Raw genomic sequence first — 18,900 nt, 5'->3', positions numbered from 1 at the left:
CCGCGGCGTACGGCGGGTTGAGGCGGGTCGGGCCCGGTCATCCTCCGAGGCATGGACCCGCCCCCCCGCAGGCGGCTCCGGCCCGCGCCGGCGCCAGCATCACCTTCCCCGTCGTGCGCCGTGGGGGCTACGACACCGCGGCCGTCGACACCAAGGTCAAGCAGTTGGCCGCGGAGAAGGCCGGACTCGCCGGCAGCCTCGGCGAGTCCGAGCGGCGCGTCGTCGAGCTCGAGGCCCGCCTGGCCAGCCTGGAGCAGCAGGTCAAGGAGAACGAGACCCCCTCCTACGCCGGTCTCGGGGGGCGTGCCAGCGCCATGCTCCGCCTCGCCGAGGAGGAGGCCGACGAGATCCGCGGCACCGCGATGCGCGAGGCCGACGCGATCCGCGCCCAGGCGACCCGCGACGCCAAGCAGATCCGCACCGAGGGCCAGCGCGAGGCCGAGGACATGCGCATGGTGCAGCTCAAGGAGCTCGACGAGCACCGCGCCCGCACGCTCGCCGACGCCGAGCAGGAGCGCGAGCTGGCCCGCAGCGAGGCCGCCGACCTGATGGCCTCGGCCAAGCGGGAGTCCGACCAGCTGCGCCTGGCCGCCAAGCAGGAGACGACCGAGATGCGCACGGGCGCCCAGCGCGAGGTGGAGCAGGCGCGTGCCGCCGCCGACCGCGAGGTCACCGAGGCACGCCGCACCCTCGCGGTGGAGAAGGAGCGGCTGGCCCGCGAGGCCACCGACCACCACAGCAGCGCGATGGCCGAGACCCGCAAGCTGGTCGAGGAGGCCGAGCAGCGCGCCGCCGCGGCCGAGGCCCGGGCGCAGGAGGCCGCCACCCAGGCCGCTACCCAGCGCCAGCAGGCGAAGTCGGAGGCCGACGCCGTGGTCACCCGCGCGCGCCGCGAGGCGGAGCAGGTCGTGGCCTCGGCCCAGACCCAGGCCGACTCCATCACCTCCTCGGCCACCGCCGAGGTCGAGCGCGAGCTGGCCATGCTGCGCACCGAGGTCGCCCGGCTGGCCAAGCGCCGCGACGGCATCACCGCCCAGCTGGCGAGCCTGCGCGACGTCGTCGCCGGCTTCGGTCAGGACGACGAGGACGAGTGAGCGACCAGCCCGACCCGCCGGCGCCCGGCGCGGACCCGACGACGGCCGGGCCGGTCGTCGACCCGGCCGCCGCGGCGCCGGCACCCGAGGTGCTGCCGGTCACCGGCGTGCCGCAGAAGGGCAAGCGGCAGGGGCTCGTCGGCGGGCCCGAGCACCTCGGCACCCCCGGGGCGCCGCTGGACCGCACGGCGCCGTACCTGATCGGGTTCCTGGGCGGGTTGGGCTTCGTCACGGCCTACTGGCTCGGCACGACGCTGCTGGCCATCGGCTCCACGCTGCTGCTGGTGGTGGTCGCGCTGTTCATCGCCGCCGGCCTCAACCCGGCGGTGGAGTTCTTCGAGCACCGCGGGCTGCGCCGCTCGTGGGCGGTGCTGGTGGTGACCCTGGTCTTCCTCGGTGCCATCGCCCTCTTCGTGGTGGCGATCGTGCCGGTCATCACCGACCAGGTCGCCTCGCTGACCGCCAACGCCCCGGTGTGGTTCGACCAGCTGCTGCAGAACCCCAAGATCCAGAAGCTCGACGAGGAGTACCAGATCGTCGAGAAGGCCCAGGACTACGTCGCCGGCGGTGACTTCGTCACGGGCCTGTTCGGCGGTGTGCTCGGCTTCGGGATCGCCCTGCTGGGCGCCCTCTTCAACCTCTTCATCGTGCTGGTGCTGACGCTCTACTTCCTCTCCGCGCTGGAGACCACCAAGGGCGCGCTCTACAAGCTGGCCCCCGCCTCGCGTCGCGACCGGGTCACCCGCCTCGGGGACCGGATCGTGGCCAGCATCGGGGGCTACGTGTCGGGCGCCTTCCTCGTCGCCCTCTGCGCGGGCCTCACGTCGCTGGTCTTCCTCTTCGCCGTCGGCCTCGGCGAGTACGCCGTGGCGCTGGCCTTCGTCGTGGCCCTGCTCGACGTCATCCCGATGATCGGCGCGACGATCGGCGCCACGATCGTCACCGCCATCGCCTTCGCCACCGACGTGCGCACCGGCCTGATCTGCGTGGTCTTCTACGTCGTCTACCAGCAGCTCGAGAACTACGTGATCTACCCCCGGGTCATGGCCTCCTCCGTCGACGTCCCGGGTGCCGTCACCGTGATCGCCGCCCTGGTGGGCGCCGCGCTGCTCGGCGTGGTGGGCGCGCTCCTGGCCATCCCCACCGCGGCCGCGGTGCTGATGCTGACCCGCGAGGTCTTCGTACGACGCCAGGACGCCCGCTAGACCCACCTGTCCCCGGGCCGCACCCCGCTCAGCCGGCGCGGACCAGCGTGGTCCAGCCGTGGGGGTTGGTCCAGGCGTAGGTGCCGTCGGGATGCCGGTGGTAGCTCCAGGGTGGGCTGCCCTCGGAGCCGGTGGTCTTGAGCCGGTGGTGGTGGCGGCACAGCGGCGCCAGGTTGGAGGGGTGGGTCTGGCCGGGCTTCCCGCCATGGTCGGGGTCTCGGTAGGGCTGGATGTGGTCGAGGTCGCAGCGTCGTGACGGCACGCTGCAGCCGGGGAACACGCAGCGTGGGTCGCGCAGGGTGACGTGTTCGCGCATCCACGGTGGTGGGTCGTGCCGGTCCACGGCGCCGGCGGTGGTGGGGTTGAGGTCGATGACGGGTCTCACGTAGACCTTGGTGCCGTGGAGCCAGCGGCGCAGGGTGGTGGTGGAGACGACCCCGAGACCTTCGACGACCGCGGTGCCCGGTGGTGGGCCGGTGCGGTCGATCTGGGAGAGGTGGCTGGTCTCGTGGTGGCGGTGGACCGGGGTGGGGCGTAGGTCGGGTCCGGTGGTGCGGTAGGGGTCGCTCGCGGGCTGCTCCCCGGGGGTGGGGTGGCTTCGAGACGCTCGCTGCGCTCGCTCCTCAGCCACCGGGGTCGTGGTCTGTCCGGCGGGCGTGGTCTCGGGGTCGTTGCCCGCGGCGGGGCTTCGAGACGCTCGCTGCGCTCGCTCCTCAGCCACCGGGGTCGTGGTCTGCCTGGCGGGCGTGGTCTCGGGGGCGTTGCTGGCGGAGGCCTGGCTTCGAGACGCTCGCTGCACTCGCTCCTCAGCCATCGGGGTCGCCGCGGGGCCTGCGGGCACTGCTGCAGGGGGCTCGGAGTCGCCCTCGGAACCCGGGGCGGGCAGGTCCCACGGGTCGGGCCGGGGCTCCTCGGCCGGGGCCTCGGCGGGCGGCGGGGGCTCCTCCAGCGCGGGTCCTTCGCCGCTCATGCGGGCCGTGTCGAGGGCGGCGAGGGTCTCGGCGCGCTCGAGGTCCTCGGGGCGCAGGTGGACGTAGACCACCCGCTCCTTCGCAGTCGTGGGCTCCACCGAGTCCAGTGCCGTCAGTCCTTGGGCGCGGTCGGTGATGACCCCGATCGCACGGGCCTTGCGGACCTCCAACGACTCGACCACGGCTCCGGTCGAGGTCTGGTGGCGGCCGAGCTCGGCGGCGGTGGCGCAGATCAGGTCGTGGAACCGGGTGAGGTCCTGGGTGTCACCGAGCACCTCGAGCCACGAGGTGCCCGACGCGGAGCCGCGGTCGACGTCGTGGGTCACCCTCACGTTCCACCCACCGCGTGCCTTCTCCTCCAGCGCGGCCTGGGCGTGGGGGTCGTGCCTGGCGGCGGCCTCGGCGACGAACAGCTCGATGCGCCGCGCGCCCAGGCTCTGTGCGCGGGAGCCGAGGGCGGCGACCTTGCGGTCGACGTACGCAGCCCCGGTGTCGTTCAACACCTGGGTCTGGGAGGCGATCCGCCGCGCGCGCCAGCCGGGGAGGGTGAGGTCCTCCACCATCGCCCAGATGCGCGGGAGACGGTGGACCAGCTCCATGACCTCGGCGAGGTTGCAGCCGGCGTTGACCGGGGAGATGTCCAGGGCCAGGGCGAGGGGTTCGGCGGCGAACTCGTCGAGGCCGTGGCGGATCATCCCGGGCACCGACCAGGCGTAGGCCTGGTCGGGGTTCAGTGCTCCCCAGCGGGCCATGACGCGCAGGGTGCGACGCTCGGCGGCGCGTACGGAGCGGGCGGTGTCGTCGGCGTACTCCAGGACGTCGTCGGCGTCGAGGGACTCGATGTCGACCACGGTGCCGGTGGTGTCGAGGTCGAGGAGCATGCACCCAGTTTATTCGAACACGTATTCGATGACTAGGTCTGCCGGTGGATCTGTGGAGAGGGTTGCGCTGTCGCGTGAGGGTGGTTTCGAGACGGTCGCTGGCGCTCCCTCCTCAACCACCGTGCGAGGCGTGGTTTCGAGACGGTCGCTGGCGCTCCCTCCTCAACCACCGGGCGGGGCCGTGGTTTGAAGACGGTCGCTGGCGCTCCCTCCTCGACCACCGCGGTCCTGGCGGCCGGCCCTCGACCACCGCGGGCGAGCGGCGGGTCAGACCCTCCCGGCGGGCAGGACGGCGTCAGGCCGCTCGAACCACACGGTCGCACCTCCTCCGGGAGTGCCCCAGAGACCGGTCGCGTCGCCGTGCGCTTCCACGACGCGCCGGTCGGTGGCCAGACCCACCCCGGTGCCGGCCACCGCGGTGTGCACGCGCTCGAGCGGCTTGAAGACGCGGTCGCGGTCGGCCTCGGCGACGCCCAGGCAGTGGTCGACCACCACGAGCCGCACCGAGCCGGGGGTCACCTCAGGCCGGCGTCGGCTCGACCCGGACGACGCCCCGCTCGCCGAGCTTCACCGCCACCACGCCGGCCAGGATGAGCAGGCCGCCGGCCAGCTGCACCGGGCGCGGCAGCTCGTCGAGGAGCAGCCACGCGAAGCCGACGCCGGCGAGCACCTCGAGGAGGGCGACGAAGGAGGCCAGCCGCGAGCCCAGGCGACGCCCGGCCGCGATACCGGTGGTGTAGGCCACGGCCGCCGTCACCAGCCCGAGCAGCAGCAGCGGCAGCCACCAGTCGACGGTCGTGCCGCCGTAGGTGACCGGACGCGTCGACCCGGCCATGGGCAGCACGCCGACCAGGCCCAGCAGGCCCAGGACCGCCGCCCCGACGACCAGGCCGCCGGCGGCCAGGGTCAGCGGAGGCAGCCCGTTGCCCTCGTCGGCGGAGATCACGAAGTACGACGCGGCCCCCACCATCGCCCCCAGCGACCACAGCACGCCCACCACGCTGAGGTCGGCACCGGAGAGCAGGTCGAGCACCAGCACGAGACCGGCGGCGGCCAGCGCCGCGCCCAGCAGGGTGACGGGTCCGGGTCGCTGGCCGTGGCGCAGCCAGAGCCACACCACCACGGCCGCGGGCGCGGTGTACTCGATGAGCAGCGCCGGCCCGACCTGCATGTGCTGCACCGCGGAGAAGTAGCAGAACTGCGCACCGGCGACGGCGAGCACGCCGTAGGTCACCACGAGGGCGGCGTTGCGGCGCAGCAGCGACCACCGCCCGCGCAGCGAGGCCAGCCCGAAGGGCAGCACGACGAGGGCGGCCAGCCCCACCCTGACCAGCACGCTCGAGCCCGGCGTCCACCCGGCGTCGAGCAGCCCACGGGCCAGGGCGCCGGAGGCACCGAAGGCGGTCGCCGAGACGACGGCGAGCACGAGCCCCGACACCAGGCGGGAGCCACCGGCGGGACCGCCGGCCGACCGGGTGGCGTCATGGGTCATCGTCGTCATGATCCATGACGCTACGGGCCGTCGGGTAACCTGTCAACGTGGTTTTCGCCCATGACACCGAGATGTCGCTCCAGTCCGCCGTGGTGCTCGCCAACTCCGCCGAGCCCCCCGACACGCTGGAGAGCGTCGCCGACCTCGACCGGTTCCTCGCCGACTTCGAGTACTCCGGGCGCCACGACCGCACGCGCGCCGAGCTCGACGCCGTGCGCGCGCTGCGGCCGGTGCTGCGCGAGCTGCTGACCGCCGAGCGCGACCACGCCGTCGAGCTGGTCAACGCGATGCTGAGCGAGGCCCGAGCGCTGCCCCAGCTGGTGCGCCACGAGCCCTACGACTGGCACGTGCACGCCGTGCTGCCCGACGCGCCGCTCGTCACCCGGATCACCGTCGAGACCGCGATGGCCATGATCGACGTGATCCGCACCGACGAGATGTCACGGCTGGGCGTCTGCGCCGACGAGGACTGCGACGGTGTCGTGCTCGACCTCTCCCGCAACCGCTCGCGCCGCTTCTGCTCGACCACCTGCGGCAACCGCAACGCCGTCGCGGCCTACCGCGCCCGCCAGAGCGACGGCTGAGCCACCGGCTGGGCGACCGGCTGGGCGACCGGCTGGGCAGGGGGACTCGGCGGGAGGCCGGTCAGCACCACCGCGGGTCGTAGGCCGGCCGCAGCGGGCGGTCGCGGCGCACCACCGGCAGCGCGTCCCCGAAGCCGGCGCAGGTCGCCTCGAAGTCCCGGTCGCGGTACTCCACGACCACGACCTGGTCGCCGAAGACCTCGGTGTAGGCGTCGCACTCGTCGTAGCGTCCGCACTCCTCGGCCACCGCGAGGTCGAAGCCGATGCGGGTGCCGTCGTAGCCGGCGAGGTTCTTCTGGGCCACGGCCAGGCCGGACTCGTGGCCGCGCTCGACGAACAGCGACGCGAGCGCGAGGTTCTGTGCCCGCCTCAGCAGGCCGTCGCTGCGCAGGAAGGAGTCGAGGTTGTCGAGCTCGACGGCCTCGAAGCCGTCGCGGGCGCAGCCGTCGATCCAGCGCCCCACGATGCGGGCCACGCGCTCGCGCTTGGAGGCGGTGCGCAGGTCGAGCAGCCACTCCCCCCAGGCCGAGTCCACGACCGGTCGGCCCCGGTCGTCCTTGAGCACCAGCGACCAGCGCTCGCGCCAGAAGCGCCGCGCGTCGGGCTGGGTCTGGAAGCCGTTGACGTAGCAGACGTCGTAGACCCCTGCCGGCTCCTCGGTGCGGTCGCGCACGACGATCCCCACGTGGTCGGGCACCTCGTCGACCCCGCCGAGCTGGTAGTCGACGTCGGTCGCCGCCGGGAGCGCCGGAGGCGCCGACGGCTCCTCGACGGCGCGCTCCCCCGCCGTCGGTGCGCCGGTGCTCGCACCCGAGGCGCCGCCCGGGGCGGCAGCGAGCAGGGGCCCGACGGTGAGACCGAGGAGCAGCACGAGGAGCAGCACGAGGAGCGGGGACGTCGTGCGCGGACTCCGGGCGGTGGGTCGGTGCGACATGGGCGGCAACCTAGCAGCGGGCGGCGCTGCCTCCCGCCGCCCGTCGGCGTGCCTCAGGTCCCCGCCCCGACGGCCGATGGGGAGGACGAGGCGGGCGCGAGGCCCGCCCGTCCGAGGGGGGACGGACCCGAACGATGCGCATTCTGGTGGTGGACGACGATCCGGACCTGTCGACGCTGATGGAGATCTTCCTCGGCCGCGCCGGGCACGACGTGGAGCTGGCGCCCGACGGTCGCTGCGGCCTGCGGCGGCTGCTCGCGGGCGGCTTCGACGCGGTGGTGCTGGACTGGATGATGCCGACCCTCGACGGCCTGGGGCTGACACGGGCGGTGCGCAGCGACCCGGCGCTGCGGGGCCTGCCGCTGCTCATGGTCACCGCGCGCCGCGACCACGCCGCGGCCTACGCCGCCGGCGTCGACGAGGTGCTCGACAAGCCCTTCAGCGGGGCCGGCCTGGTGTCGGCGGTCGAGACGCTGGGGCGGCGTACGCCGGCCCGGGCGGGCTCGGCCTCGTGAGGAGCCCGGTCGTCGGCCCCGAGGTCCTGGCCCCGGCGGCGACCTCCGGCGGCGACGCCGCGGCCGACCACGACGCCCGCGCCTCCCACACCGCGCTGCGCGCCCTCGCCCGGGCCGAGCAGCGGTGGCGGATGACGATGGACAGCTCCCCGCTCGGCATGGCCCTGCTCTCGGTGGAGGGCCGCTTCCTGCGCGTCAACCGCGCCCTGTGCGCCCTGCTCGGTCGCGACGCGGAGTCGCTGCGCGCGCTGGCCTCGAGCGACGTGGTCCACCCCGACGACGCGGCCGTGGCGGCCGTCGAGTCGGCGCGCTGCCTCACCGGCGAGCAGGAGTCCTCCCGACTGCTGCAGCGCTGGCGACACGCCGCGGGTCACCACGTCTGGGTGGAGGTCACCGCCGCGGTCGTGCGCGAGGACGACGGCACCCCCATCCACGTCGTCGCCCACGTCGAGGACGTGAGCGCCCAGATGCAGGACCGGGCCCGCCTCGAGCACCTGCTCGGCGAGCTGGCCACCCGCACCACCGAGCTCGAGCGCTCCAACCAGGACCTGGAGCAGGTGGCCGCGGTGGCCTCGCACGACCTGCGCGGGCCGCTGACCGTGCTCACCGGCTGGCTGGAGATCCTCGACCACGAGTACGCCGGAGCCCTCGGCCCCCGCGGGCGCGAGCTGCTGCGACGCGCCGACCAGGCGTCGGGGCGCATGATGGACCTGCTCGACGCCCTGCTGCGCCACGCCCGCGTCGGCGGCCACGTGGTCGAGCGGCAGCTCGTGGCCCTCGACGACGTGCTCGACCAGGTCGTCGTCGACCTCGGCGACACGGCCGCGCGCGGCCTCGTGCGGCGCGACCTCGCGGCCCCGACGGTGCGGGCCGATCCCGCGCTGCTGCGCCAGCTGCTGCAGAACCTGCTCGGCAACGCCGTGAAGTTCCGCTCCCCCGACCGCGCACCGCGGGTGGTCGTGACCTCGGCGGTGACCCCGCAGGGCCACGAGCTGGCGGTGGTCGACAACGGCCGGGGCATCGCGGCCTCCCAGCGGGCGCGCGTGCTCGACATGTTCGGCCGCGACGACAGCGACCCCGACCACGGTCACGGCATCGGGCTGGCCACCTGCGCGCGGATCGCGTCGCTGCACGGCGGACGTCTCCTCGTCGAGGACACCCCGGGCGGGGGCACCACCGTGCGGATGACCCTGCCGTCCTGACCGGGCTAGAAGTCGAAGCTGTCGAACATGTCGCCGAGGCCCTCGCCGACGCCGCCGACGGCCTCGCCCAGGCCCTCGCCGATCTCACCGATGGCGTCGAAGCCTCCGAAGGCACCGAACATCAGCCCCATGAACATGAAGTCCATGGTGGTGAACGACCCGAAGTAGCCGCGGGCGTAGGGCTGGTAGGCCGGGCCGCCCTGCCAGTAGGGCACCCGCTGCGAGCCGACCATCACCTTGCGGATGTCGGGGTCGGCGCCGGCGCGCACCCGCTCGGCGTCGAGGGCGCAGGCCGGCACGTCGCGCTGGGCTCCCCCGGTCGGCGTCCAGGGCACGTCGGTCACCGAGAGGCCGTGGCGGGGGTCGAAGAAGCAGGGCGGACGGCGCGTGGGCAGCGCCTCGCCGGCCACGCGGGCCTGGACGCAGGCGATCGCGTAGCGACCGTCCTCGAGGATCTCGGTGACGTGGCGCACGTCGTCGGGCCGCTCCATCGCGTCGGCGGCGGCCTTGGCCGACTCGTAGGCGTCGAGCGCGCGCTGGTAGTCGGCGTTGGCGCCGGCGTCGAGGGGCTGGCCGGCCAGCTCAAGGTCGAGCTCCTGGAGCTCGACCCCGAGCGCGGTCACGTCCTCGGCCGCCAGCTTGCGCACCGGCGCGAGCTCGGCCTCCTTGGCCGCGAGCACCTTGCGCTGGTGGCCCCGGCCGGCCAGCGCGGCGACGGCGATGGCACCGAGGACCAGGGCGAGGACGAGGAGGTACTCCATGTCCCCACTGTACGGAGCCCCCGAGGGACCGCCAGCCCCTCGCCCGCTGCCCTGCGGCTGTGCCTGTGCCTCAGCGGGCGGAGTAGTCGCGGAACCCCCGCTTGGTCTTGCGGCCGAGGTAGCCGGCGGTGACCAGGTGCTCGAGCAGCGGGGCCGGGGCGAAGCCCGGCTCGCGGAACTCGAGGTAGAGCTCGCGCTGGATGGCCAGCGACACGTCGTTGCCCACGACGTCGAGTAGCTCGAAGGGACCCATCGGGAGGGCGCAGCCCTGCTTCATGGCCACGTCGATGTCGTCGGCGGTGGCGTAGTGGGCCTCGAGCATCTTGACCGCGTCGTTGAGGTAGGGGAAGAGCAGGGCGTTGACGATGAAGCCGGCCCGGTCACCGCACGAGACCGCGACCTTGCCCACGGCCGCGCACAGCGCCCGCGTGGTCTCGGTGACCTCGTCGGAGGTGGCCACCGTGGAGACGACCTCGACCAGCTTCATCACCGTGGCGGGGTTGAAGAAGTGCATGCCGACGACGTCCTGCGGCCGGCTGGTCACCGTGGCCATGGCGATGATGGGCAGGCTCGAGGTGGTGGTGGCCAGGATCGCCCCCGGCTTGCAGATCTCGTCGAGGTTCTCGAAGAGGGTGGTCTTGACGGCGAGGTCCTCGGCGATGGCCTCGACCACCAGGTCCACGCTGGCCAGGTCCTCCAGGCTCGTGGTGCCGCTGATGCGGGCCAGCACCTCGGCCTTGGCCTCCTCGGTGGCCCGCCCGCGCTGGATCTGCTTGTCGAAGCTGCGGGTGACGGTGGCGCTGACGCCGTCGACCTTGTCGGCCGAGCGGCCCACGACGAGCACGTCGTAGCCGGCCTTGGCGAAGACCTCCACGATGCCGCTGGCCATGGTGCCGGTGCCGACGACGCCGACCTGGCGGATGCCGTGGCGCAGCTGCGGCAGCTCGTCGGCCGACGGGGTCGCGGCGTCGGCGACCACGACCGGGCTGTCGGGGGCCTCGTAGGTGTAGAAGCCGCGCCCGGTCTTGCGGCCCAGCAGACCGGCGGTGACCATCTGCTTGAGGATCGGGGTGGGCGCGTGGAGGCGGTCGCGGCCCTGGCGGTACATCGTCTCGAGGATCTCGTAGGCGGTGTCGAGGCCGATCAGGTCGAGCAGCGCCAGCGGGCCCATCGGGTAGCCGCAGCCGAAGCGCATCGCGGCGTCGATGTCCTCGCGCGAGGCGTAGCGGCCCTCGAACATGGAGGCGGCGTGGTTGAGGTAGCCGAAGAGCAGCGTGTTGGCGATGAAGCCGGCCTTGTCGCCACAGACCACGGGGCTCTTGCCCAGGCGGCCGAGCAGCGCCTGCACGTCGTCGAGCACGGCGGGCTCGGTGACGACCGTGCGCACCACCTCGACCAGCTTCTGCACCGGTGCGGGGTTGAAGAAGTGCACGCCCACCACGCGGCCCGGGCGCGAGGTGGCGCTGGAGAGCTCGGTGACCGAGAGCGAGGAGGTGTTGGTGGCCAGCACCGTGTCGGGACCGACGATCGCGTCGAGCTCGCGGAAGATCGCCTGCTTGGTCGCCATCGACTCCACCGCGGCCTCGACGACCAGGTCGACGTCGGCCAGGTCCTTCAGCGACGTGGTCAGGGTGACCCGGCCGAGCAGCTCGGCCTGCTCCTCCTCGGTGAGCTTGCCGCGGCGCACCGCACGCCCCGTGGAGTGCTCGAGGTACTGCCGACCGCGCGCCACGCTCTCCTCGCTCAGCTCGACGCCGACGACCGCGAAGCCGTGCCGGGCGAAGACCTCGGCGATGCCGGCGCCCATCGTCCCGAGCCCCACCACGCCGATGGCGGTGAAGTCGCGGCCGGCGTCGGCAGAGGTGTCGGGAGTGGTCTCGAGGCTCGTCATGGGCGGCATCATGGCACGCGTCACCGACCCGGGCCGTGAACTAGTTCACCCACCGGTAACTTGAACGATCCAGACGCGCTCAGGCCCCGCGACGTCCCAGCCGGCGAGACATCGCGACCCGCGGACCCGCGGCGACGGCGCCCCCGCGCTCGAGACCCGCGGCCCGCTCGGCGGCCAGCGCGCGCGCCACGTACGCCGGCGGCCGCGCCTGCTCGGCGTACCCCAGGCGCGCGTAGAGGGGTCCGTTCCACGGCAGGTCGCGGTAGGTGGTCAGGGTCATCAGCCCGGCGCCCGACCAGCGCGCCTCCTCCTCGGCCGCGCGCACCAGCGCCGTGCCGATCCCGCGACGACCGTGCGAGGGCAGCACCGAGAGCTGCTCGAGGTGGACCGCCCCCGGCTCCTCGTGGCCGTGGTCCACGACGTGGGCGAAACCCACCACCTCCTGGTCCGTGCCGTGCACGGCTACGAGCACGGAGCCGGGCAGGGCCGCGCGGTCGAGCCCGGAGGGCGCCGGGGCGAGCAGCGCGGCCGGCAGGTCCTCCCCCAGGTGCGCGCGGAAGAGGGCTCCCCCGCTGTCCTCGACGGCGGCCAGCCGCCGCAGCTCGGAGGGGCGGGCGTGGCGCACGCGCCAGGCCGGGGGGAGCGGCGGGTGGTCGGACACGGGCGCCACTGTAGATTCCTGGCCCGTGAGACTCGTCGTTGCGCGCTGCCAGGTCGACTACGCCGGACGGCTGACGGCGCACCTGCCGATGGCCACGCGGGTGCTGATGATCAAGGCCGACGGGTCGGTGCTGGTGCACTCCGACGGCGGGTCCTACAAGCCGCTGAACTGGATTTCGCCGCCCTGCACGCTGCGCGAGGCCACCACCGAGGAGGGCCAGGTGGAGTGGACGGTGCGCAGCCGCGCGAGCGCCAAGGGGCCCGAGGACACCCTGCGGATCCTCATCGAGGAGGTCCTCCACGACTCCTCCCACGACCTCGGGGTCGACCCCGGCCTGCAGAAGGACGGGGTGGAGAAGCACCTGCAGGTGCTGCTGGCCGAGCAGCCGGCGACCCTCTCGCCCGGGCTCACGCTGGTGCGCCGCGAGTTCCCGACCGCGATCGGCCCGGTCGACCTGATGTGCCGCGACACCGAGGGCCGCAGCGTCGCCGTCGAGATCAAGCGGCGCGGGGAGATCGACGGCGTCGAGCAGCTCACCCGCTACCTCGAGCTGCTCAACCGCGACCCGCTGCTCGCGCCCGTGCGCGGCATCTTCGCCGCCCAGGAGATCAAGCCCCAGGCCCGGGTGCTGGCCACCGACCGCGGGATCGCCTGCGCCCTCGTCGACTACGACGCCCTGCGCGGCGTCGACGACCCCACCCACCGGCTCTTCTGACCGTGGCGACCTCCGCTGCGGGTGCGCCCCGGCTCTTCCACGTGGCGCTCGCGACCGACTGGGAGGCGGCCCGGGAGTCGGGCACCTACACGACCTCCACCCGCGGCGTGAGCCTGGAGCAGGAGGGCTTCGTCCACGCCAGCCGCGCCGACCAGTGGCGCGGGGTCCACGCGCGCTTCTACGCCGACTGCCCCGACGCCCTGGTGCTCCTCGAGATCGACCCCGCGCTGCTGGGGTGCGACGTGGTCGACGAGCCGGTGGAGCCCGGTCGGGCCGACGCCGAGACCTTCCCCCACGTCTACGGCCCCGTGCCCGCGGCCGCCGTCGTGCGGGTGCTGCCCCTCGACGAGGCGCTGCGCGAGGGTCCGGGCTGACCCCCCGGGCTGACCCTGAGCGCCCGCGCCGCTCAGGCCACCGGCTCCACGCGTGCCGGGAGCAGCACCGAGACCGTCGTGCCGACCCCGGGCTCGCTGTCGACCTCGATCCGGCCCCCGTGGGCCCGCACGATGCTGTCCACGATGGACAGACCGAGGCCCGCTCCCGGCACCTGGTCGCGCACCGCCCGCGGCGAGCGGTAGAGCCGGTCGAAGATCTGCGGCACCTCGACGGCCTCCATGCCCGTGCCGGTGTCGCTCACGCTCAGGGCCAGGTCGCCCTCGCGCGGCGCGCAGTCGACGAGCACCCGCCCGCCGGGAGCGGTGAACTTCACGGCGTTCGACAGCAGGTTGTCGAGCACCTGCCCGAGCCGCTGCTCGTCGCCGGTCACGAGCAGGGCACGCGCCCCCTCGGGGGCCACGCCCGCCGCGAGCGTCGAGGAGAGCTCCAGACCCCGGCCCCGGGCACCGACCCGCGCCCCGTCGACGGCGGCGCGCACCACCTCGACGAGGTCGACCGGCTCGGCGTCCATGTGCTCGCGGTCGTCGAGGAAGGCCAGGTCGAGCAGGTCGTTGACCAGCCGCAGCTCGCGGTTGGCGTTGCGTTCCACGATGGCCAGCATGCGACGCGCCGCCGGGCCGACCTGGCTCTCGCCGAGGTCGAGCAGGAGCTCGGTGTAGCCGATGATCGACGTCAGCGGGGTGCGCAGCTCGTGGGAGACCGTGGCCAGGAGCTCCTCGCGCACCCGGTCGGACTCCTGCTGCAGCGCGAGGCGCGCGGTCACGTCGCGCACCGTGGCGCAGGTCAGCGGCTCCCCGTCGTGGGAGACCGCCGCCAGCGAGATCTCGGCCGGGAACTCGGTGCCGTCGGCGCGCACCGCCGCGAGCTGCAGCAGTCCCATGGCCCGGGCGCCGCCACCGCCGGTGAAGGCCCCGCGTCGCGCAGGGTGGGCCTCGCGCAGCCGCGGCGGCACGAGGACCTCGACGGGCTCCCCCAGCAGGTCGTCAGGGTCGTGCCCGAAGACCGCCGAGCACTGGGCGTTGGCGCGCACGATCCGACCGTCGGCGTCGATCACCACGATGGCGTCGGGCGACGCCTCGAAGACCCCGCGCATGAGAGCGCTCTCGTCGGGTGGTCGATCCTCCACGCAGCGACAATAGGCCGCGGGGGACGCGTGACGCGTCCCGCCTGATCCGTGGGTCGTACCGATTCGGTCACACCAGGGCGGCGACCTCGTCGGCGCACCCCCAGGAGAGCGTGACGCCGGCGCCCCCGTGGCCGTAACAGTGGACCACGTCGCCCACCCGCTCCAGGCGCACGTGCGGTCGCGCCGGCCGCAGCCCCACGGCGTGCCCGAGCACCGGAGCCGCCGAGATCCCCGGCACCAGGGCCTCCGCCCGCTCCAGCAGGCCTGCCGCCGTCGCGAGCGACGGGGTGCGGTCCCACACGCCCTCCTCCGCGGTGCCGCCCACCACCACGTCGTCGGCCCGGGGCACGACGTACGTCGGTCCGGTGCCGTCGAGCCACCACCGGTCGACCCCGGTCCGGGCGACGCGCACGACCTGGCCCCGCACCGGGGTCACCGCGAGGTCGCCGGCCAGAAGCCGCGCGCCGAGCCCTGCGCAGTCGACCACCAGCGCCGCGTGCGGGCCGCTCGCCGGCAGGGAGCCCAGCGCCAGCCGCGTCAGCGAGCCGCCCGCGGCCAGCACCTCGCGCTGCAGCCACCTGAGGTAGCGCGGCATCTCGACCACCGGTGCCGCGAACCGGTAGCCGTCGACGAAGCCCGCCGGCAGGTCCGTCGCCGTGGGTCGCGACAGGTCGGGCACCGCGCCGGCCCACCACGGATCGGGCGTCGCCGCACGGAGGACCTCGGTGCCCACGACGACACGCACCCCGGTCCGCTCCCCGTCGGGGTCGGCCGCGGCGAGGGCGACCAGCTCCTCGCGGGTGGTCGCCGCCCACCCGCTCACCCGCTCCTGCGGTCCGGCGCGGTAGGGGTACCAGAGCGCCGCCGCCACCGCCGAGGTCGTCTCGAGCGGCAGGTCGCGCGCGACCACGTCGACGCGGTGCCCGGACCGGAGCAGGCGCAGGGCACAGGTGAGCCCGACGACCCCCGCCCCGACCACGACCACGCGCTGCACGCCCCCAGTGTGGACCACCGCGACGCCGTGCGGTGCCCGTCGAGGCGGGCGGACGTCGGCGACGTCACATACCGCCAGTACGCCACAACCGCCCTTGTTGAATTATGTTCAACACATGTCGCTCCCCCGCACGTCGCGCCCGCTGGGCCGCCGCCCGCTGCCGGCGCTCGCCCTCGTCCTCGCCGTCGTCGCGGCGGTGCTGCTGCCGGTCCCGGCCGGCACCGCCGCGGTCGGTGACGGCTCCGGCGTCACGCGCACCGGGGCCGACCGCGTCGTGTCCCACCCGGTGCGCTTCGACCTGCGCAACCTCAACGAGACCTCGGTGCCCTGCGTCGCCGACGGCGAGGCCTACCCCGTGCGCGCACGCCTCGTCGGACCCCGGCGCGACGTGCTCGGCCAGACCGGCAGCACGCGGGTCAACGTCCTGGTGCACGACGCCGGCACCGGGTCGTGGTTCTGGCGCATGCCCGGGCGACCCGCCCTCGACTACGCCGCGGCACTGGCCCGGCGCGGCGAGACCTCGCTGGTGCTCGACCGCCTCGGCTACGACGCCAGCCCGCTGCCCGACGGCGACGCCACCTGCCTGGGCGCCCAGGCGACCATGCTCCACCAGGTCGTGCAGCACCTGCGCAGCGGGCGTTTCGTCTTCACCTCGGGCCCGGTGGGGAGCACTCCCCTGCACGCCGCGAAGGTCGTCGTGCACGGACACGGCACCGGCGCCGCGATCGCACAGCTCGAGGCCGCGGAGTTCACCGACGTCGACGGCCTGGTGCTGATGTCGTGGTCCGACACGGGCGCGACCCGTCGCGCCCTCGACGAGGCGGTGCGCCAGTCGTCGGCCTGCCTGGCGAGCGCCGGCGGCTACACGGCGTACGGCGCGAGCGCCCGCGACTTCCGCGACCTGCTGTTCTCCTCCGCGCCCGCCGCGGTCCAGCGCGCCGCCGCCGAGCGGCGCAACGCCGTGCCGTGCGGCGACGTCGCCAGCCTGGCCTCGGCGCTGGGCGCCTCCCTGGCCACGACCGACCGGATCGCAGAGCCCGTGCTCCTCCTCCACGGCAGCGAGGACCGGCGCTTCGACGCCGACTCCGCCGCGGCTCAGGCCGACCGGTTCTCCTCCAGCCCCGCGGTGGCGGTGCGCACCGTCCGCGGCGCCGGCAGCGCCCTGCCCCTCGAGGCCCAGTCGGCGCAGGTGCAGCGCGCGGTCCTGCGCTGGCTCGCACGCCGCTGACCTCGCGGCGCGGGCCGGTCGCGCCGTTCCACCCCGCCACGCGGTCCCGGCGGCCTACGGTGAGGGCCCGCTCCCGGCCCCGAGGTGGATCCGTGCCGCTCCGCTCCCTCCGCACCGGCGCCGCCGCCGGGCTCGTCGCCCTGGCCACGGCCGCCGGCCTCACCAGCCCCGCCACGGGCCCGGCCCTCGCCGCGACCCCGACGGCCACGACGGCCACGACGGCCACGACGGCCGACGGCGTGGAGCGCCGTCCGGGCGACGGCGGGTTCGGCGACACCGCCGTGCCCCTGCCCGACCGGGGCGACGACCCGGTGCTCACCGTCGTGTCGAGCCCCGACTTCATGAACGCCGACGTGGGCGACGTGTCGGGGCTGGCCCGCTGGGACGGCGTGCACAACTCGATCAACGACCGCTACGTCACGGCCACCGGCGTCGTGCTCGACCAGCTGCGGGCCGAGGAGCCCGACGCCGTCCTGGTCGCCGGCGACCTGGTCGAGGGGCACTGGGGCGTCGACGTCGACCGCACGGGCATCTTCGGACCCGTGGACACCCCGGCGCGGGCGCGGGCGGCCGTCGGACGCGCCGGCGCGTTCTACTTCGGCGCCTGGGCCCGCCTCTTCGCCCGGCACGGCCTGCCGCTGCCCCACGTGGCCGTGGGCGACCACGAGATCGGCGACGACCCCTGGCCCGGCGGCTCCTTCGACCTCGCCGCGGTGCCGACCTACAAGCGGACCTTCGCCGAGGCCCTCGTCGCCGCCCGCTACGCGCGCTCGCACCGCCCCGTGGGCACGCCGTACGCCGCGACGTCGTACTGGACCGCGCTGTCACCCGAGGTCATGCTCGTCTCGGTCGACGTCTTCGACCCACGACCCGCGGCACGCGCCGGACGCGACGGCATGCGCCTCGACCTGACCGGCGCGCACCTGCGCTGGTTCCGGCGGACCCTGGCGGAGGGACGCGAGCGCTTCCGGTGGGTAGTCGTGCAGGGTCACGTGCCGGCGCTCGGCCCGGTGCGCACGTCCGGCTCCTCCGGGCTCCGGCTCGACGACGGCCCGCGGTCGAGGATGTGGCGGGCCATGACGAGCGCCGACGTCGACCTCTACCTGGCCGGCGAGGTGCACGACGTCACGGCCATCGCCCGCCGGGGTCAGCCGGTGCAGGTCACCCACGGCGGCCTGTTCGCCTTCGGCGGCACCACCTACCTGCGCCTCGACGTCTTCGAGGACCGTCTGGAGCTGAGCACCTACGGCTTCGACACCCGGGTCGACCGCGACAGCGGGACGTTGTGGCAGACCAGCGAGAAGCGCGCCGTGCCCCGCGACCTGCGCTACGAGCCCGGGCGCCGCCTGCGCGGCTCGGCCGTGCTCACGCCCACGGGCCGACTCGTGACGCGCAGCGGCGACCTGGCGCCGGCCACGGAGCTCGACGGCCGCTGACAGGGCGGGTCGGCTCAGGCGCCGGCGGCCCGGGGGGCCGTGGGGTCGGCGCCCTCGGCGCTCTGCTCACGCGCGACGTAGTCCTCGATGTCGTCGATGTCGTCGGCGTTGCGACGCACCACGGCGAGCAGGTCCGACATCGTCGCGACCTCCTCGACCTGCTCCTTGATGAACCACTGCATGAACTGCTCGGAGGCGAAGTCGAACTCCTCGCGCGCGGTGCGCAGCAGCGCGTTGATCTGCTCGGTCACGCGACGCTCCTGCTCCAGGGCGAGCGCGACCGGCGCCACGACGTCGTCGAAGGTCGGCACGGGCGCGTCCACGCCGGGGATCGTCACCGGCGAGTCGGTGTCGAGGAGGTACTGCACCATCATCATGGCGTGCTCGCGCTCCTCGAGCGCCTGGCCGTAGAAGAACGCCGCCATCTGCGGCATCGTCTCGGCGTCGTAGTAGACCGCGCAGGTGAGGTACTGGTTGTGCGCGGCGAGCTCATTGCCGATCTGGGCGTTGAGCTGCTCGACGAAACGGGCGGCGGGCACGGTGCCTCCTGGCGGGCGCGGGACGGACGGACGACGTGGCCGCGGGGCGTGAGGAGGGTCAGGCCGCCTTCGCGAGCTTCTTCTTGCTGACCTTCTTGCCGTCGACCCTGACCAGCTCGCGACGCTTGACCGTATACCCCTCGGGCAGGGTGCCCTCCTTGAGCATCCGCAGCGGGCAGCGCCCGCACTTGGACTTGGAGACGCAGCACTTGGTCTTGGGCAGCTTGGCGACCTTCGCGCCCTTGCCCTTCGCCTTCTTGCTCACGACCACCACG

At 74.3% G+C, this 18,900-nt stretch carries 20 protein-coding genes; 9 read left to right on the top strand and 11 right to left on the bottom strand.

Going from position 1 to position 18,900, the window contains the following annotated elements; genetic code table 11:
- The first annotated feature begins 113 nt into the window (after positions 1-113).
- Together LPA27_RS14855 and LPA27_RS14850 are read left to right on the top strand one after the other, a co-directional pair.
- Entirely contained in the window at positions 114-1,094 is a 981-nt protein-coding gene (locus LPA27_RS14855; RefSeq protein ID WP_228942928.1) for a hypothetical protein, read from the top strand.
- The gene (locus LPA27_RS14850; protein WP_228942927.1) at positions 1,091-2,299 is read left to right on the top strand and encodes an AI-2E family transporter; all 1,209 of its coding nucleotides are present in this window, start codon (positions 1,091-1,093) and stop codon (positions 2,297-2,299) included. The genes LPA27_RS14855 and LPA27_RS14850 overlap by 4 nt, the downstream gene beginning before the upstream one ends.
- 28 nt (positions 2,300-2,327) lie before the next feature.
- Here LPA27_RS14850 and LPA27_RS14845 read toward each other — a convergent pair whose 3' ends face one another.
- From LPA27_RS14845 to LPA27_RS14835, 3 genes are all read right to left on the bottom strand, one after another.
- Positions 2,328-4,151, bottom strand: coding sequence for an HNH endonuclease signature motif containing protein (locus tag LPA27_RS14845; RefSeq protein WP_228942926.1), 1,824 nt, complete (start codon positions 4,149-4,151; stop codon positions 2,328-2,330).
- A gap of 267 nt (positions 4,152-4,418) precedes the next feature.
- Positions 4,419-4,670 (bottom strand): ATP-binding protein, encoded by a 252-nt coding sequence (locus tag LPA27_RS14840; protein ID WP_056903852.1) that lies wholly within the window; start codon positions 4,668-4,670, stop codon positions 4,419-4,421.
- Position 4,671: 1 nt separating this feature from the next.
- On the bottom strand, positions 4,672-5,652 hold the full coding sequence (locus tag LPA27_RS14835) for an EamA family transporter (RefSeq protein ID WP_228942925.1): 981 nt from the start codon (positions 5,650-5,652) through the stop codon (positions 4,672-4,674).
- Positions 5,653-5,690: 38 nt separating this feature from the next.
- Between LPA27_RS14835 and LPA27_RS14830 the strand changes: the two genes are divergently transcribed.
- The gene (locus LPA27_RS14830) at positions 5,691-6,227 is read left to right on the top strand and encodes a CGNR zinc finger domain-containing protein (RefSeq protein ID WP_056864147.1); all 537 of its coding nucleotides are present in this window, start codon (positions 5,691-5,693) and stop codon (positions 6,225-6,227) included.
- Positions 6,228-6,288: 61 nt separating this feature from the next.
- Here LPA27_RS14830 and LPA27_RS14825 read toward each other — a convergent pair whose 3' ends face one another.
- Positions 6,289-7,161, bottom strand: coding sequence for an endo alpha-1,4 polygalactosaminidase (locus LPA27_RS14825; protein ID WP_082500233.1), 873 nt, complete (start codon positions 7,159-7,161; stop codon positions 6,289-6,291).
- Between the two features lie 149 nt (positions 7,162-7,310).
- Between LPA27_RS14825 and LPA27_RS14820 the strand changes: the two genes are divergently transcribed.
- Together LPA27_RS14820 and LPA27_RS14815 are read left to right on the top strand one after the other, a co-directional pair.
- Positions 7,311-7,676 carry a response regulator transcription factor gene (locus LPA27_RS14820; RefSeq protein WP_162242273.1) on the top strand — a complete coding sequence of 122 codons (366 nt, stop codon included), beginning with the start codon at positions 7,311-7,313 and terminating at the stop codon, positions 7,674-7,676.
- Entirely contained in the window at positions 7,673-8,878 is a 1,206-nt protein-coding gene (locus LPA27_RS14815; protein WP_228942924.1) for a sensor histidine kinase, read from the top strand. The genes LPA27_RS14820 and LPA27_RS14815 overlap by 4 nt, the downstream gene beginning before the upstream one ends.
- Positions 8,879-8,883: 5 nt before the next feature.
- Here the strand turns inward: LPA27_RS14815 and LPA27_RS14810 are convergent, their stop codons facing one another.
- From LPA27_RS14810 to LPA27_RS14800, 3 genes are all read right to left on the bottom strand, one after another.
- Positions 8,884-9,639 (bottom strand): hypothetical protein, encoded by a 756-nt coding sequence (locus tag LPA27_RS14810; RefSeq protein ID WP_228942923.1) that lies wholly within the window; start codon positions 9,637-9,639, stop codon positions 8,884-8,886.
- Between the two features lie 70 nt (positions 9,640-9,709).
- Complete coding sequence (locus LPA27_RS14805) at positions 9,710-11,530, bottom strand: 3-hydroxyacyl-CoA dehydrogenase family protein (RefSeq protein ID WP_228942922.1); 1,821 nt, start codon at positions 11,528-11,530, stop codon at positions 9,710-9,712.
- Between the two features lie 79 nt (positions 11,531-11,609).
- Positions 11,610-12,191, bottom strand: coding sequence for a GNAT family N-acetyltransferase (locus LPA27_RS14800; RefSeq protein ID WP_228942921.1), 582 nt, complete (start codon positions 12,189-12,191; stop codon positions 11,610-11,612).
- A gap of 25 nt (positions 12,192-12,216) precedes the next feature.
- Between LPA27_RS14800 and nucS the strand changes: the two genes are divergently transcribed.
- Complete coding sequence (gene nucS / locus LPA27_RS14795; RefSeq protein WP_228942920.1) at positions 12,217-12,906, top strand: endonuclease NucS; 690 nt, start codon at positions 12,217-12,219, stop codon at positions 12,904-12,906.
- 2 nt (positions 12,907-12,908) lie between these two features.
- Positions 12,909-13,280, top strand: a complete 372-nt coding sequence (locus LPA27_RS14790) for a DUF952 domain-containing protein (RefSeq protein ID WP_056864141.1) — start codon at positions 12,909-12,911, stop codon at positions 13,278-13,280.
- Positions 13,281-13,312: 32 nt separating this feature from the next.
- Here LPA27_RS14790 and LPA27_RS14785 read toward each other — a convergent pair whose 3' ends face one another.
- On the bottom strand, positions 13,313-14,428 hold the full coding sequence (locus LPA27_RS14785; RefSeq protein WP_156697864.1) for a PAS domain-containing sensor histidine kinase: 1,116 nt from the start codon (positions 14,426-14,428) through the stop codon (positions 13,313-13,315).
- Between the two features lie 67 nt (positions 14,429-14,495).
- Complete coding sequence (locus LPA27_RS14780; protein WP_228942919.1) at positions 14,496-15,422, bottom strand: FAD-dependent oxidoreductase; 927 nt, start codon at positions 15,420-15,422, stop codon at positions 14,496-14,498.
- A 115-nt stretch (positions 15,423-15,537) separates the two neighbouring features.
- Here LPA27_RS14780 and LPA27_RS14775 point away from each other — a divergent pair, with 115 nt between their 5' ends.
- Positions 15,538-16,650 (top strand): alpha/beta hydrolase, encoded by a 1,113-nt coding sequence (locus LPA27_RS14775; protein ID WP_228942918.1) that lies wholly within the window; start codon positions 15,538-15,540, stop codon positions 16,648-16,650.
- Positions 16,651-16,742: 92 nt separating this feature from the next.
- Positions 16,743-18,086 carry a metallophosphoesterase family protein gene (locus tag LPA27_RS14770; RefSeq protein WP_228942917.1) on the top strand — a complete coding sequence of 448 codons (1,344 nt, stop codon included), beginning with the start codon at positions 16,743-16,745 and terminating at the stop codon, positions 18,084-18,086.
- Positions 18,087-18,100: 14 nt separating this feature from the next.
- Here LPA27_RS14770 and LPA27_RS14765 read toward each other — a convergent pair whose 3' ends face one another.
- Together LPA27_RS14765 and LPA27_RS14760 are read right to left on the bottom strand one after the other, a co-directional pair.
- Positions 18,101-18,625: a ferritin gene (locus LPA27_RS14765; RefSeq protein WP_228942916.1), complete on the bottom strand. Its 525-nt coding sequence runs from the start codon at positions 18,623-18,625 to the stop codon at positions 18,101-18,103.
- 58 nt (positions 18,626-18,683) lie between these two features.
- Positions 18,684-18,890: a hypothetical protein gene (locus tag LPA27_RS14760; RefSeq protein WP_082500337.1), complete on the bottom strand. Its 207-nt coding sequence runs from the start codon at positions 18,888-18,890 to the stop codon at positions 18,684-18,686.
- Between the last annotated feature and the right edge of the window lie 10 nt (positions 18,891-18,900).

Source organism: Nocardioides sp. Leaf374 (assembly GCF_916862475.1).
Lineage (GTDB): Bacteria > Actinomycetota > Actinomycetes > Propionibacteriales > Nocardioidaceae > Nocardioides > Nocardioides kribbensis.
Note: the sequence above shows the minus strand (reverse complement) of the source record. Positions and strands in the feature narration are given on the sequence as shown.

Coding starts and splice junctions, on each gene's coding strand:
- LPA27_RS14835 (WP_228942925.1), bottom strand. CDS start 5,652: ATGACGACGATGACCCATGACGCCACCCGGTCGGCCGGCGGTCCCGCC.
- LPA27_RS14805 (WP_228942922.1), bottom strand. CDS start 11,530: ATGACGAGCCTCGAGACCACTCCCGACACCTCTGCCGACGCCGGCCGC.
- LPA27_RS14825 (WP_082500233.1), bottom strand. CDS start 7,161: ATGTCGCACCGACCCACCGCCCGGAGTCCGCGCACGACGTCCCCGCTC.
- LPA27_RS14810 (WP_228942923.1), bottom strand. CDS start 9,639: ATGGAGTACCTCCTCGTCCTCGCCCTGGTCCTCGGTGCCATCGCCGTC.
- LPA27_RS14775 (WP_228942918.1), top strand. CDS start 15,538: ATGTCGCTCCCCCGCACGTCGCGCCCGCTGGGCCGCCGCCCGCTGCCG.
- LPA27_RS14845 (WP_228942926.1), bottom strand. CDS start 4,151: ATGCTCCTCGACCTCGACACCACCGGCACCGTGGTCGACATCGAGTCC.